The organism is Streptomyces lycii, assembly GCF_009735685.1.
Taxonomy (GTDB): domain Bacteria; phylum Actinomycetota; class Actinomycetes; order Streptomycetales; family Streptomycetaceae; genus Streptomyces; species Streptomyces lycii.
The window spans coordinates 2,217-15,342 of record NZ_WHPN01000338.1 but is presented as its reverse complement, the minus strand read 5'-3'; the positions used below and the strand labels follow the sequence as shown (position 1 = coordinate 15,342).

15 protein-coding genes are annotated in these 13,126 nt (G+C 72.6%); 7 read left to right on the top strand and 8 right to left on the bottom strand.

The features are described from left to right. Positions 1-370: 370 nt before the first annotated feature. Positions 371-1,033, bottom strand: a complete 663-nt coding sequence (locus GCU69_RS21860) for a DNA-3-methyladenine glycosylase (protein WP_156206958.1) — start codon at positions 1,031-1,033, stop codon at positions 371-373. A 183-nt stretch (positions 1,034-1,216) separates the two neighbouring features. On the opposite strand from GCU69_RS21860, the gene GCU69_RS21855 reads away from it, so the two are divergent. From GCU69_RS21855 to GCU69_RS21845, 3 genes are all read left to right on the top strand, one after another. Beyond that, positions 1,217-1,999, top strand: coding sequence for a sporulation protein (locus GCU69_RS21855; protein ID WP_098751218.1), 783 nt, complete (start codon positions 1,217-1,219; stop codon positions 1,997-1,999). Positions 2,000-2,037: 38 nt separating this feature from the next. Beyond that, positions 2,038-2,574, top strand: coding sequence for a YbhB/YbcL family Raf kinase inhibitor-like protein (locus GCU69_RS21850; protein ID WP_098751219.1), 537 nt, complete (start codon positions 2,038-2,040; stop codon positions 2,572-2,574). A 197-nt stretch (positions 2,575-2,771) separates the two neighbouring features. After that, positions 2,772-3,281 carry an HNH endonuclease gene (locus GCU69_RS21845; protein ID WP_098751220.1) on the top strand — a complete coding sequence of 170 codons (510 nt, stop codon included), beginning with the start codon at positions 2,772-2,774 and terminating at the stop codon, positions 3,279-3,281. A gap of 110 nt (positions 3,282-3,391) precedes the next feature. On the opposite strand, the gene GCU69_RS21840 is transcribed toward GCU69_RS21845, so the two are convergent. The 4 genes from GCU69_RS21840 to GCU69_RS21825 all read right to left on the bottom strand — a co-directional run bounded on the left by GCU69_RS21840 (position 3,392) and on the right by GCU69_RS21825 (position 6,587). Continuing rightward, on the bottom strand, positions 3,392-4,159 hold the full coding sequence (locus GCU69_RS21840; RefSeq protein ID WP_156206954.1) for a sulfite exporter TauE/SafE family protein: 768 nt from the start codon (positions 4,157-4,159) through the stop codon (positions 3,392-3,394). 58 nt (positions 4,160-4,217) lie between these two features. Next, on the bottom strand, positions 4,218-5,180 hold the full coding sequence (locus GCU69_RS21835) for an SPFH domain-containing protein (RefSeq protein ID WP_098751222.1): 963 nt from the start codon (positions 5,178-5,180) through the stop codon (positions 4,218-4,220). Between the two features lie 136 nt (positions 5,181-5,316). Beyond that, complete coding sequence (locus tag GCU69_RS21830) at positions 5,317-5,742, bottom strand: NfeD family protein (RefSeq protein WP_098751223.1); 426 nt, start codon at positions 5,740-5,742, stop codon at positions 5,317-5,319. A 53-nt stretch (positions 5,743-5,795) separates the two neighbouring features. Beyond that, positions 5,796-6,587, bottom strand: a complete 792-nt coding sequence (locus GCU69_RS21825) for an ABC transporter ATP-binding protein (protein WP_098751231.1) — start codon at positions 6,585-6,587, stop codon at positions 5,796-5,798. A gap of 109 nt (positions 6,588-6,696) precedes the next feature. Here GCU69_RS21825 and GCU69_RS21820 point away from each other — a divergent pair, with 109 nt between their 5' ends. Continuing rightward, complete coding sequence (locus GCU69_RS21820; RefSeq protein ID WP_098751224.1) at positions 6,697-7,503, top strand: hypothetical protein; 807 nt, start codon at positions 6,697-6,699, stop codon at positions 7,501-7,503. A gap of 66 nt (positions 7,504-7,569) precedes the next feature. On the opposite strand, the gene GCU69_RS21815 is transcribed toward GCU69_RS21820, so the two are convergent. The 3 genes from GCU69_RS21815 to GCU69_RS21805 form a co-directional block, all read right to left on the bottom strand. After that, a complete protein-coding gene (locus GCU69_RS21815) occupies positions 7,570-7,815 on the bottom strand; it encodes a chaplin (RefSeq protein WP_098751225.1) in 246 nt (81 codons plus the stop codon). Positions 7,816-7,978: 163 nt separating this feature from the next. Then, positions 7,979-8,641 carry a response regulator gene (locus GCU69_RS21810; protein ID WP_098751226.1) on the bottom strand — a complete coding sequence of 221 codons (663 nt, stop codon included), beginning with the start codon at positions 8,639-8,641 and terminating at the stop codon, positions 7,979-7,981. After that, a complete protein-coding gene (locus GCU69_RS21805; protein ID WP_098751227.1) occupies positions 8,628-9,791 on the bottom strand; it encodes a GAF domain-containing sensor histidine kinase in 1,164 nt (387 codons plus the stop codon). Before GCU69_RS21805 ends, GCU69_RS21810 begins: the two co-directional genes overlap by 14 nt. Positions 9,792-10,016: 225 nt before the next feature. On the opposite strand from GCU69_RS21805, the gene GCU69_RS21800 reads away from it, so the two are divergent. From GCU69_RS21800 to GCU69_RS21790, 3 genes are all read left to right on the top strand, one after another. Then, on the top strand, positions 10,017-10,721 hold the full coding sequence (locus GCU69_RS21800) for an SDR family NAD(P)-dependent oxidoreductase (protein WP_156206955.1): 705 nt from the start codon (positions 10,017-10,019) through the stop codon (positions 10,719-10,721). Next, complete coding sequence (locus GCU69_RS21795) at positions 10,718-11,932, top strand: S-adenosylmethionine:tRNA ribosyltransferase-isomerase (protein WP_170315903.1); 1,215 nt, start codon at positions 10,718-10,720, stop codon at positions 11,930-11,932. The genes GCU69_RS21800 and GCU69_RS21795 overlap by 4 nt, the downstream gene beginning before the upstream one ends. A gap of 392 nt (positions 11,933-12,324) precedes the next feature. Continuing rightward, entirely contained in the window at positions 12,325-13,098 is a 774-nt protein-coding gene (locus GCU69_RS21790; protein WP_098751232.1) for a transglycosylase SLT domain-containing protein, read from the top strand. Positions 13,099-13,126: the final 28 nt, after the last annotated feature.

Here is a 13,126-nt window from a genome sequence, read left to right as displayed (position 1 = left end):
ATCTGGCGTTGACTTTTGGCACGCTGTTGAGTTCTCAAAGAACGGACGCTTCCTTCGAACCCGCCTCCGGGCCCTCCGGGCGCTTCCCTTCGGTGTTCCCAACCTTACCAGACGCTTTCCGGCCCGAATTCCCGGCCGATCCGCAATTCCAGCCCCCGGTTGGAGAGGGATTGTGCTGCACCTTCCGGCGCGGCCACTACTTTAGTGGATTTCCCCCGCAGCTCATAATCGAGTGCACGGGGATCGGATTCGGGCACGCCGAAAAGGACCCCGCTGGGGGAATCGTCGCAGTAGTGGTGTTGCCGCTGCCGGACATAGACCTGCCCGGCTCCAGCGGCTCGGGCCACGTTAGGCGGTCGGCCGGTGAGAGTCAAGTCGCGTCGGCGGTACCGCTTTTCCCGCGCCGTCGCGGGACGTGGGCCCGGTAGCGGCTGACCGTCGGTTCGCCCTCGATCCAGAAGCGCCACGGGTGCACCGCGCCGTCACCGCCCACGCCCGTGCGGGGTCCGTTGCGCACCCGGTCCGCCGGGGCGGGGAGTCCTCCCAGTACGGCGAACGGCGCCTCCGGGCCGGCGCAGACGTCGGTTCCGTCGAGTGTGCGGTCGATGTCCAGCGCCGTGGCCAGCCTGGCGGGGCCCTGCGCCAGTTCCGTGTCCTTGCGCGCGGCCGGGCGGCGCTTCCTCACCTCCTCCGTACCGGTGAGGACCTCCCCCGCACGGAGCAGCACACCGCTCGCGGTTCCCTCGGGGCCGCAGACCAGGTTGAGGCTGAACCACATGCCGTAGATGAAGTACACGTACGCGTGACCCGGCGGGCCGAACATGGACGCGTTGCGGGCCGTCCGGCCGCGGTAGGCGTGCGACCCCGGGTCGGACCGGCCGTTGTACGCCTCGACCTCCGTCAGGCGCAGCTCGACCGGTCCCTGCCGGGTGTTCCGCACGAGGGTCCGCCCGAGCAGGTCGGGGGCCACCTCCAGCACAGGGCGGTCGAAGAAGTCGCGCGGGAGCGGCGTACGGTCGGGCTGCGTCAGCAGCTCTGGGGAGTCCCCCCGGGGATGGTGAAGCATGTGGTCCGAGCGTAATGCAACGGCGGTGCGTCCACCGCCGCCCGCGGCGGGCGCTGGAACCGGTAGTGGCTCGTTCCGCGTATGTAGGGACCAAGGGTCAAGGGATCAAGGCGAGCCGGCGAGACGGCTCGGTCTGGGGAGGATGAAGGTATGGGCTTCAAGAAGCTGCTTGCGAGCATGGGTGCCGGCGGTGCCTCGGTGGAGACGGTGCTGACCGAGGAGAACGTCGTTCCGGGCGGGGTCGTCCAGGGTGAGGTGCGCATCCAGGGCGGCTCGGTCGCGCAGCAGATCGAGGGGCTGTCGGTCGGTCTCCAGGCCCGGGTCGAGGTGGAGAGCGGCGACAACGAGTACAAGCAGGACATCGAGTTCCACAAGCAGCGGCTGGGCGGTGCCTTCGAGGTGCAGCCGGGGGCGGCGCACGCGGTGCCGTTCGCTCTGGAGATCCCGTGGGAGACGCCTGTCACGATGTTCCTGGGCCGGCACCTGACCGGGATGAACGTCGGGGTGACGACGGAGCTGGAGATCGCGCGGGCCGTGGACTCCGGCGACCTCGACCCGGTGAACGTCCACCCGCTGCCGGCGCAGCAGGCGATTCTCGACGCGTTCGGGGCGCTGGGCTTCCGGTTCAAGGGCGCTGACCTGGAGCGCGGCCACATCCGCGGGACGCGGCAGCGGCTGCCGTTCTACCAGGAGATCGAGTTCTTCGCCCCGCAGCAGTACCGCGGGCTGAACCAGGTCGAGCTGACGTTCGTCGCGGACGACAACGAGATGGACGTCATCCTGGAGATGGACAAGAAGCCGGGTCTGTTCACGGAGGGCAGCGACTCGTACCGCGCGTTCCAGGTGGGGCTCACGTCGTTCCAGGAGACCGACTGGACGGCCTACCTCAACCAGTGGCTGGCCCAGGTCGGCGGCAAGCGGAATTGGTTCTAGGCTCTGAGCTGTAGCTGCCACCGATCCGGAGGTTCGACGTGACCGACTCCAAGCGGCCGCCACTCCCCCACGACTTCCTGCCGCCCGTGCCGTCCTTCACCGTGGTGAGCGACGATGTGGCGCCGGGGGCCGAGCTGGGCGAGGCCCAGGCGAAGGGAGGCGGCGATCTCTCACCCCACCTGCGGTGGTCGGGTTTCCCGCCCGAGACCAGGAGCTTCGCCGTGACGTGCTTCGATCCGGACGCGCCGACCGGCAGCGGCTTCTGGCACTGGTCGCTGTTCGACATCCCCGCGTCGGTGACGGAGCTGCCGACCGGCGCGGGCAGCGGCGCGTTCGAGGGGCTGCCGGAGGGCGCCGTCCACGTACGGAACGACTACGGCAGCCGGGACTTCGGCGGGGCCGCGCCGCCGCCCGGTGACCCGGCGCACCGCTATGTCTTCACGGTGTACGCCGTGGACACGGAGAAGCTGGGGCCGGACGCGGACGCGTCGCCGGCCGTGGTGGGCTTCAATCTGCGGTTCCACACCCTGGCCCGGGCCCACATCGTCAGCGAGTACGCGATCCCGGCCGGCTGACGCCCGCCGGTCACCCGTCGGCGCCCGTCCCGTTCGCCTCACGGCGGCCGGGGCGGGCGTTTCCGTGTCCGGCCGCACGCGTTGTTCATCCGCGCTGCGGCTTCCGTGCACGAAATTGCGTTGTCGCGACGGGTGGGCCCGGCCAGAGTTGATCCCGGCCCGTCGACGCGCGGGAGGGACCTGGGGAGGTGGGCGGGATGCGGAACACACTGGTGCTCAACGCGAGCTTCGAGCCGCTGTCCACGGTGACGCTGCGCCGTGCGGTGGTGCTGGTGCTGCAGGACAAGGCCGTGGTCGAGCAGGCCCACCCGGGGCTCCGGGTCCGCGCGTCGGCGGTGGACGTGCCCGTACCGCAGGTGATCAGGCTGCGCCGGTATGTCCGGGTGCCCTTCCGAAGACGGGCTCCGTGGTCACGGCGGGGCGTGCTGGTGCGCGACCGGCACCGGTGCGCGTACTGCGGGCGCCGGGCGACGACCGTGGACCACGTGGTGCCGCGTTCGCGCGGTGGTGGTGACACCTGGCTGAACACGGTCGCGGCCTGCGCCGAGGACAATCACCGGAAGGCGGACCGGACGCCGGAGCAGGCGGGCATGCGGCTGCTGAGCAAGCCGTTCGAGCCGACGCCGTCGGACGCGCTGCTGCTGGCGGTCGGGGGGCGTACGGAGGGGGCGGGCGCGCTGCCCGTCTGGCTGCCGCTGCCCGCCTAGCCCCGTCGCGGCGGCGGTCGGCGTACGGATCGGGGTCCCGGAGGTGTCCGGGGCCCCGTTGCCGTTCCGGCCGGCGCCGGCGCGTGGAGTGCCGGCGGGCCGTGGAGCGGTCAGCCGAGCAGCAGGCGTACGACGGCGACCGTGCCGACGACCACGACGGCGCCGCGCAGCACCGCGGGCGGGAGTCGGCGGCCGACCTTGGCGCCGAGCTGGCCGCCGATGGCGGAGCCGACGGCGATGAGCAGCACCGCGGTCCAGTCGAAGTGGGCGATGAAGAGGAAGACGGCCGCGGCGACACCGTTGACGAGGGCGCCGAGGACGTTCTTGACGGCGTTGAGCCGCTGGAGGTCGTCGCTGAGCAGGAGGCCCATCAGCGACAGGTAGATGACGCCCTGGGCGGCGCCGAAGTAGCCGCCGTACACGCTGGCCAGCAGCAGGCCCAGGAGCAGCAGGGGGCCGCCGTGCTCGGGGTGCTCGCCCCCGTCGCGTTCGCGCCGGCGCCGGAGGGCCCGGGAGAGCCGGGGCTGGAGGATCACCAGGACGAGGGCGACGGCGATGAGGGCCGGCACGATCGCGTTGAAGGCCTCGGAGGGCAGTGTGAGCAGCAGGACGGCGCCGATGAAGCCGCCGACCAGGGCGACGGCGCCGAAGCGGAATATCCGGGCCCGCTGCCCGTCGAGTTCCCGCCGGTAGCCGATGGCGCCGCTGACGGAGCCGGGGACGAGGCCGAGGTTGTTGGACACGTTGGCCGTGATGGGTGGCAGGCCGGTGGCGAGGAGCACCGGGAAGGTGATGAGTGTGCCGGAGCCCACGACGGTGTTGATGGCTCCGGCACCGATTCCGGCGGCGAAGACCGCCACTGCCTCCCAGATGCCCACGTGCTCCCTCTCGGTGATCGGTGCGTGTTGCACCGATCATGCCGGAGAGGGCGGGGCGTCAGTCGAGCGGGGGCTGTTCCCGGCGCGGTGCGGGGGTGGTCTTCTGCAGCCGGTCGCCGTCGCCGCCGTTGCCGCCGTTGCCCGCGAGGGGGCCGAACTGGCCGAGGGCGCCGCCGAGGCCCTTGAGCGCGTCGCCGATCTCGCTGGGGACGATCCAGAGCTTGTTGGCGTCGCCCTCCGCGATCTTCGGGAGCATCTGGAGGTACTGGTACGACAGGAGCTTCTGGTCCGGGTCTCCGGCGTGGATGGACTCGAACACGGTGCGGATCGCCTGGGCCTCGCCCTCGGCGCGCAGGGCCGCGGCCTTGGCCTCGCCCTCGGCGCGGAGGATGGCGGACTGCTTCTCGCCCTCGGCGGTGAGGATCTGCGACTGCCGGATGCCCTCGGCGGTGAGGATGGCGGCGCGCTTGTCGCGGTCGGCCCGCATCTGCTTCTCCATCGAGTCCTGGATGGAGGTCGGCGGCTCGATGGCCTTGAGTTCGACGCGGTTGACGCGGATGCCCCACTTGCCGGTGGCCTCGTCGAGGACGCCGCGCAGGGCGGCGTTGATCTCCTCGCGGGAGGTGAGCGTGCGCTCCAGGTCCATGCCGCCGATGATGTTGCGGAGCGTGGTGACGGTGAGCTGCTCGATCGCCTGGATGTAGCTGGCGACCTCGTACGTGGCGGCCCGCGCGTCGGTGACCTGGTAATAGATGACGGTGTCGATGTTGACGACGAGGTTGTCCTGCGTGATCACCGGCTGCGGCGGGAACGGCACGACCTGCTCGCGGAGGTCGATGCGGTTGCGGATCGAGTCGATGAACGGGACGACGATGTTGAGGCCCGCGTTGAGGGTGCGGGTGTAGCGGCCGAAGCGCTCCACGATGGCCGCGCTGGCCTGCGGGATGACCTGCACCGTCTTCATCAGTGCGATGAAGACGAGCACCACCAGGATGATCAGGACGATGATGATCGGTTCCATGGATGCTCCCCGTGCCCCTTCGGTTGCTTGATGATCAGTCTGTCAGAAGACGGCCCGTCAGGGGGAGTTTCCGGCCGCGGGACCATCCGTCCGTGGCGTCCCGCGTCGTGTCCCCCGTGACCGGCCCGGTCACCGGTCACATCACGACGGCTGTCGCTCCGTCGATCTCGACGACATCGACCTGCTGACCCTTCTCGCAGACCTGATCGGCATCGAGGGTCCGCGCGGACCACACCTCACCGGCCAGCTTGATGCGGCCGCCCTGGCTGTCGACCCGTTCCAGGACGATGGCCTGTTTGCCGGGCAGCGCGGCGACACCGGTGACCGTCCCGGGTTTCGCGGCCCGGTTCCGGGCCGCGACGGGGCGTACGACGGCGATCAGCGCCACCGACACGGCGACGAACACCAGCACTTGGGCCACGGTCCCGCCACCGAACAAGGCGTCGGTGACAGCCGCGGCGACGGCTCCGACCGCGAACATCCCGAATTCGGGCATCGCGGTCAGCACAAGGGGAATGCCCAGTCCTACGGCGGCGATCAGCCACCACACCCATGGATCCACGTGTTCATGGTAGGTGCGGCGGCCCGGCGGGGGAACAGGGCTTTGGCAGGCCGTCAGGCCAGCGGCAGTCCTTGTGCGGTCCAGCGGTCCCCGTGCTGTTCGACGATCAGCGGCAGCCCGAAGCAGCGGGAGAGGTTACGGGAGTTCAGCTCCTGCTCGATCGGCCCGGCGGCGAGCACCTTGCCCTGACGGATCATCAGGACGTGGGTGAAGCCGGGGGCGATCTCCTCGACATGGTGGGTGACCATGATCATGGAGGGTGCGTACGGGTCGCGGGCGAGCCTCCCCAGCCGCCGGACGAGGTCCTCGCGGCCGCCGAGGTCGAGCCCGGCGGCGGGCTCGTCGAGCAGCAGCAGTTCCGGGTCGGTCATCATGGCGCGGGCGATGAGGGTCCGCTTGCGCTCGCCCTCGGAGAGGGTGCCGAACTTCCGGTCGAGGTACTCCGTCATGCCGAGCCGGTCGAGGAAGGCCCGGGCGCGCTCCTCGTCGACGGCCTCGTAGCTCTCCTGCCAGTGGGCGGTCATGCCGTAGGCGGCGGTGAGCACGGTCTGCAGGACCGTCTGCGCGCGCGGGAGCTTGTCGACCATGTTGATGCCGGCCATGCCGATCCGCGGGCGGAGTTCGAAGACGTCGACCCCGCCGAGCTTCTCGCCGAGGATCTGGACGGTTCCGCTGGTCGGGAAGAGGTAGCTGGAGGCGACGTTCAGCAGGGTGGTCTTGCCGGCGCCGTTGGGGCCGAGGATCACCCAGCGCTCCCCCTCGGCGACCGACCAGGAGACCTGGTCCACCAGAGCCCGGCCCTCGCGGACCACGGATACGTCCACCAGCTCCAGTACATCGCTCATGAGCGCGTTGTCTCCCATTGCAGTGTCGGATGTCTGTGCGCCTGTGGGCGCAGCCCCTTTCAGCAAACCTACGCCACACGTTGTCGGTCCCTGTCCTTAGGCTGGTCCCATGCGAAACGAACCGCGCTCCGGACGGCTTGCCGCATGGGGAAATGCCCTTCTTGCCGGACTCGTCTCACCGGATGACGCCGTGCACCGGATCATCGGCGACGACGCCCTGCACCGGGTGGAGGGGCTGCCCGGCGAGTCCGCTCCGGTGGGGCTGTCGCTCGGGCTGGGGCGGCTGCGGGCGCTGGGCGGCACCGGTTTCCGGGTGGCGCTGCCGGTGCCGGGGCATCCGCTGGGGCTGAGCGGTCCGCCGGAGTTCAACGCGCGGGCGCTGTCCGCGGAGGAGGCCGTCGTCGTGGCCGGGGCGGCGCTCGGGCTGGTGCCGGAGGTGCACGAGGCCGGGCCGGAGGGCGATCTCCATGTCGAGGTGGTGTGGCGGTGCCTGCCGGTGCGGGAGGCACCGCCCGCGGACGTGCCGTCGCTCGGCGAGGCGGAGCGCGAGCTGGCCGAGGCGATGCGGGACGCGACGGAGCTGCTGGCCCGGCTCGACGTGTCCGGGGCCGGCCCGGCGGCCCGGGCGGCTCTGGAGGCGTACCGGGCGCGGGCGGAGGCCGGCTCGGAGGTGCTGGCACCGGGCTATCCGCCGCGGGCCGTCCGGGTGCTGGAGCTGGCGCGCCGGGTGGGTGCCCTGGTGGCGATCGCGTACGGCGGGGACGGCACCGGTGGTGACGGCGGGGAGCACGGCAGCGCGGTGAGCGCGTCGCAGATCGCGGCGCGGGCGGAGGCGCTGCGTCCGGTGGAGCGGACGGCCCGGCGGGCGCAGGTGGCGGCGTACAACGCCTGGGTTGAGGAGCGGGAGCGCAGCTGACGGGCGAAGGCCCCGCGGACCGTGTGGTCCGCGGGGCCTTCGCGGGTCAGGCGCTCGGCGTGCGAGTCACTTGTTGACGCACTCGTTGCCGAAGGCCGGGTTCAGCAGGCCGACGACGTTGACGGTGTTGCCGCAGACGTTGAAGGGCCCGGCGATCGGGACCTGGACGACGTTGCCGGAGATGACCCCCGGCGAACCGACGGCCGCGCCTTCCGCGGAGGCATCGCCGTGGGCGATGGCGGCACCGGAACCGGCGCCCACGATGGCACCGGCGGCGGCGATGACGAGGGCGGCCTTCTTGGGAGTCTTCATGGGGAGTCTTCTTCCTTCTCCTGAGTCACTCGTTGACCCCGGCTGCGGGATCACACAGGGGTGAACGCCCGCGGACCGCTGACGGCACGGCCGAACGGACAGATGCCCCCGTTCGGGCCAATGTCCGAAAGGATCTCGCAGCGTGCCGGGCGCGCCGCCTTGATCAGCCGGTCGCCCCGTGCCGGACGGCCCAGAGGGCGGCCTGGGTGCGGTCCGCGACGTCGAGCTTCATCAGGATGTTGGACACGTGCGTCTTGACGGTCTTCTCGGAGAGGACCAGCGCCCGGGCGATCTCCCGGTTGGACCGGCCGTCCGCGATCAGCCCCAGCACCTCGCGTTCCCGGTCGGTGAGGGTGCCGCCGCGCCCCTGCCCGGCCCGGTCGTCCTCCTGGGAGAGCAGTGCCCCGGCGACCTCGGGCTGGAGCAGGACGTGCCCGGCGTGCACGGAGCGGATGGCTCCGGCGAGGGCGTCGGGGTCGACGTCCTTGTAGACGTATCCGGAGGCGCCCGCGCGCAGGGCGGGCACGACGGTGCGCTGCTCGGTGAAGCTGGTGACGACGAGGACCCGGGCCGGGTTCTCCAGCTCCCGCAGTTTGCGCAGCGCCTCGATGCCGTCGGTGCCGGGCATCTTGACGTCCATCAGGACGACGTCGGGGCGCAGTTCCTCGGCGCGGGCGATGCCCTCGTCCCCGTCGGCCGCCTCCCCGACGACCTCGATGTCCTCCTGGACCTCCAGGAAGGTGCGCAGACCGCGCCGTACCACTTGGTGGTCGTCCACCAGGAGGACCCGGATGGCCGGGCCCGTGCCGCCGTTACGCCGCTCCACCGGGGACCTCCATCTCGATCACGGTGCCCTTGCCGGGGGCCGATTCCACGACGAGCCGGCCGCCCACTCCGTTCGCCCGGTCCCGCATGGAGACCAGTCCCAGGTGCCGGCCGGCCCGGCGGACGGCGGACGGGTCGAATCCGGTGCCGTCGTCGGTGACCCGGAGGACCACGTTCTGGCCCTGCCGGGTGAGCGTGACGTCGACCCGGCCGGGTTCCCCGTGGCGCAGGGCGTTGTGCAGCGCTTCCTGCGCGACCCGCAGCACGGCTTCCTCCTGGGCCGCGGGCAGGGCGCGGACCTGGCAGGAGAAGAAGGCGACCTCGGCGCTGTGGGCCCGGTCGAGCACCTGGACCTGGGTGCGCAGGGTCGCCACGAGGCCGTCCTCGTCCAGGGCCGCGGGGCGCAGCTCGACGACGGCGGCGCGCAGTTCGTCGGCCGCCTCGGCGGCGAGGGCGGCGACCTGCTGGAGCTCGCCCCTGGCGCGGTCCGGGTCGCGGTGGACGAGGGTGGCCGCGGCCTGCGCGGTCAGCCGCAGCGAGAACAGCTTCTGCGAGACGGCGTCGTGCAGTTCGTGCGCGAGCCGGGCGCGCTCGCCGGCGATGGTCAGCTCGCGGCTGCGCTCGTAGAGGCGGGCGTTGGTGAGCGCGATGGCGGCGTGCTGGGCGAGGATGCCGAGCAGTGCCTCGTCGTCGGCCGTGAAGCCGCAGGTGCCCGCGGGCCGCGGCCCGGGGCATCTCTTGTTGGCGAGGAAGAGGGCGCCGAGGACCTCGTCGCCGTCGGCGACGGGCAGGCCGAGGAAGTCGGCCATCTCCGGGTGGGCGCCGGGCCAGCCCTGGAAGCGGGGGTCCTGGCGGACGTCGGCGAGCCGCTGCGGGGTCGCGTCCTGGAGCATCGCGGCGAGGATGCCGTGCTGGCGGGGCAGCGGGCCGATGGCCTTCCACTGCTCGTCGCTGACGCCGTCGACGACGAACTGCGCGAAGCCGCCGTGGTCGTCCGGTACGCCGAGGGCGGCGTACTCGGCGTCCAGCAGCTCGCGGGCGGAGGCGACGATCGTCTTCAGGACGTCGCGCACCTCGAGGTGCCGGCTCATGGCGAGCAGGGCCGCGCTCACCGCGGCGAGTCCCGATCCGGGAACGGGGCCGGTGGTCATGGCCTCACGGTACCGGCGGCGCGCACCCGCCGTATCGGGCCGTGGGTCTCCGGTTGCTCCGCCGATGGGTCTAGGCCGAAGTGCCCCGGGCCGGCGGCCCTTGCGCCCGACGCGGCGGGGGCGGCGCTCTTCCTACGGTGACGGCGTCACTGCGGAGCGCAGCTGCCGCACAGTCCAGCTGCCGCCGCCGGAGCGTCCGGCGGCCTCGTAAGGGAGATGAGCGGGATGCCGGTCGGGATCGTCACGGGTGCGTCGAAGGGGCTGGGGCGCGCGCTGGCCGCGGCGCTGGCGGAGCGGGGCTGGGACCTGGTGCTGGACGCCAGGTCCGAGGGGCCGCTGCGGGAGACGGAGGAGCAGCTGGCGAAGGCGGCGCCGGGCCGGGTGGTGGCGCTGCCGGGGGACGTGACGGACCCGGCGCACCGCGCGGAGCTGGTCACGGCGGCCCGCGGGCTGGGCGACGGCGGCCTGGACCTGCTGGTGAACAACGCGAGCGCGCTGGGCGCGGAGCCGCTGGTGCCGCTGGCGGAGCAGTCCCTGGAGGGGTTCCGGGCGGCGCTGGAGACCAATGTGGTGGCGCCGCTGGGGCTGGTGCGGGAGGCGCTGCCGCTGCTGCGCCGGGCGCGGGGGGCGGTGCTGAACGTCAGCTCGGACGCCGCGGTGGAGGCGTACCGGACCTGGGGCGGCTACGGCGCGTCGAAGGCGGCGCTGGAGCAGTGGTCGGCGGTGCTCGCGGTGGAGGAGCCGGAGCTGCGCGTGTGGTGGGTGGACCCGGGCGACCTGCGCACCGATCTGTACGCCGCCGCGGTCCCGGGCGACGACGCGGCGGACCGCCCGCTGCCGGAGACCGTGGTGCCCGCGCTGCTGCGGCTGCCGGAGACGGGGGCGGTGAGCGGCCGCTACACGTCCGCCGGGCCGGCGGCGGCGCGGTGAGCCCCGCCGCCGCGGGACCGCTGCCGGGATTCCGGGTGCCGGACGAGCTGTCGGCGCGGGTGCCGCCGGAGCAGCGCGGGCCCGGCTCGGCGCGGGACGCCGTACGGCTGCTGGTGAGCGGCCCGGGCGGGGACGTGTCGCACCACGCCTTCCGCGCGCTGCCGGGGCTGCTGCGGGCGGGGGACGTCCTGGTGGTGAACACCTCCCGCACGCTGCCGGCGGCGGTGGACGGGCGCGCGGTGCGGGACCGGGGCCTCGGGGAGCCGGTGGTCGTGCACTTCTCGACGCGCGGTGACGACGGCCGCTGGGCGGTGGAACTGCGGGTGCCGGACGGCTCGGGCAGCACGGGTCCGCGCCCGGGCGGCCCGGCGGGCACCCGGCTGCGGCTGCCCGGAGGGGCGCGGCTGGAGCTGGAGGAGCCGCTGGACGCGCGGGGCGGGCGGCTGTGGTGGGGCCGGGTGACGGGCGGGCGGGTGCCCGCGCTGATGGAGCGGTACGGCCGGCCGGTCCGGTACGGCTACACGGAGCGCGACCAGCCGCTCTCCGCGTACCAGACGGTGTTCGCGGAACGGCCGGTGTACGCGGAACGGCCCGGGCCCCCGGGGCGCGTGCCGTGCCCCGCGGCGGACGGCGGCGGGGCACGGCAGGGCTCCGCCCCGCAGGCGCCGGGGGACGGCCCCTCGGAGGGCGCGGGGGACGGCTCCGCCGAGATGCCGAGCGCCGCGCGCCCGTTCACGGCGGAGCTGGTCGCGGAGCTGGTCAGCCGGGGTGTGCAGGTCGCCCCGCTGAGGCTGCACACGGGCGTGGCCTCGGCGGAGGCCTACGAGCCGCCGTATCCGGAGCGTTTCGCGGTGCCGGAGGCGACGGCGTGGCTGGTGAACGCCGCCCGGGCGGCGGGCGGCCGGGTCGTGGCGGTGGGGACCACGGCCGTGCGGGCCCTGGAGTCGGCGGCCGGGACGGACGGCGTGGTGCGGGCCGCGGCGGGCTGGACGGACCTGGTGGTGACGCCGCGCCGGGGGGTGCGCGTGGTGGACGGGCTGCTGACCGGGCTGCACGAGCCGGAGGCCTCGCACCTGCTGATGCTGGAGGCCGTGGCGGGAAGGGCGGGACCGGCGGGAAGAGCAGCCCTGGTCCGCGGGTACGCGGCCGCGCTGGCGGAGCGCTATCTGTGGCACGAGTTCGGCGACTCCCATCTGATCCTGTCCCGCTGAGGCCGCCCGGGGGCCGCTCGCGCGAGGCCCCGGAACCGCACACCCCGCGTGATGTGGCGATGACGCGCAGCCATCATCCGGGGCGTCCGCTGTGAAGCCGGGCATAGGAGCCAGATCACTTACGAAAGAACGTAGTGGACCAGTCGGACATTGGACCCGTTATGGGGCCGCCGGGACTCTCCGGTGGCCCCTTTTCCACGATTCCGGGTAGTACGTCACACCTTTGCCCGGCCCGATTTGCGCCGCTAACAATGGCTTTCGTCGCACGGCACCGCAGGTCGAAACGTGGTGCTCCCCGCCGGAACGGCGAGCCTCCCTACCGCTCAGGGAACTCACGCACGCCGTTGTCCACCCGGCCACTGCGGCCCCAGCGATGGAAAGAGGCAACATACATGCGCGTCCCCACGTTCTCCGGTAACAGCAGTCGCCTGACCAAGCCCCACAAGTTCTCCGCCGCCGGGCTCGCCGCGGTGGGTGCCGCCTCCCTGGTGTTCGCGGCCGCCCCGGGCCCGTCCGAGGAGCCGCAGAGCACGCACGCTCTGCCGGCCGCGTACAGCGCCGAGGTCACGGGCCAGCAGGGCGACCAGAAGACCGACGGTCTCTTCGCGCAGCAGAAGGCTGACGACAAGACCGTGCAGGCCCTCTCGCCGCTGAAGGAGACGAAGGCGCCCGCGGCCGGGAAGAGCGAGGCCAAGACCGAGGTGAAGGCCGACACCAAGGCCGACACCAAGGCCGACGCCGGGAAGGCCGAGACGAAGGCCGAGTCCGAGCGTTCCGGCGACGCCGCCGCGAACCGCTCCGCCGAGCGGGGCGAGACCAAGAGCGAGTCCGCTCCGGCCACCTACCCGGACAACCTCGACGGCTGGATCCGCGAGGCGATGTCCATCATGAAGGAAAAGGGCATACCCGGCAGCTACGAGGGCATCCACCGGAACATCATCCGTGAGTCCGGCGGTGACCCGTACGCCATCAACAACTGGGACATCAACGCCCAGAACGGCATCCCGTCCAAGGGTCTCCTCCAGGTGATCCAGCCCACGTTCGACGCCTACCACGTCGAGGGCACCGAGCACGACCTGTACGACCCGGTCGCCAACATCGTCGCGGCGTGCAACTACGCCGCCGACCGGTACGGCTCCATGGACAACGTGGACTCGGCCTACTGAGCGGCGCTGAGGCCGTACCGGCCGGCCG

What these genes read in the sequence shown, in the direction of transcription:
- GCU69_RS21815 (WP_098751225.1), bottom strand. Translation starts at nt 7,815, where the DNA reads ATGAAGACTCCCAAGAAGGCCGCCCTCGTCATCGCCGCCGCCGGTGCC.
- GCU69_RS21835 (WP_098751222.1), bottom strand. Translation starts at nt 5,180, where the DNA reads ATGGAACCGATCATCATCGTCCTGATCATCCTGGTGGTGCTCGTCTTC.
- GCU69_RS21805 (WP_098751227.1), bottom strand. Translation starts at nt 9,791, where the DNA reads ATGACCACCGGCCCCGTTCCCGGATCGGGACTCGCCGCGGTGAGCGCG.
- GCU69_RS21825 (WP_098751231.1), bottom strand. Translation starts at nt 6,587, where the DNA reads ATGAGCGATGTACTGGAGCTGGTGGACGTATCCGTGGTCCGCGAGGGC.
- GCU69_RS21820 (WP_098751224.1), top strand. Translation starts at nt 6,697, where the DNA reads ATGCGAAACGAACCGCGCTCCGGACGGCTTGCCGCATGGGGAAATGCC.
- GCU69_RS21790 (WP_098751232.1), top strand. Translation starts at nt 12,325, where the DNA reads ATGCGCGTCCCCACGTTCTCCGGTAACAGCAGTCGCCTGACCAAGCCC.
- GCU69_RS21855 (WP_098751218.1), top strand. Translation starts at nt 1,217, where the DNA reads ATGGGCTTCAAGAAGCTGCTTGCGAGCATGGGTGCCGGCGGTGCCTCG.
- GCU69_RS21845 (WP_098751220.1), top strand. Translation starts at nt 2,772, where the DNA reads ATGCGGAACACACTGGTGCTCAACGCGAGCTTCGAGCCGCTGTCCACG.
- GCU69_RS21800 (WP_156206955.1), top strand. Translation starts at nt 10,017, where the DNA reads ATGCCGGTCGGGATCGTCACGGGTGCGTCGAAGGGGCTGGGGCGCGCG.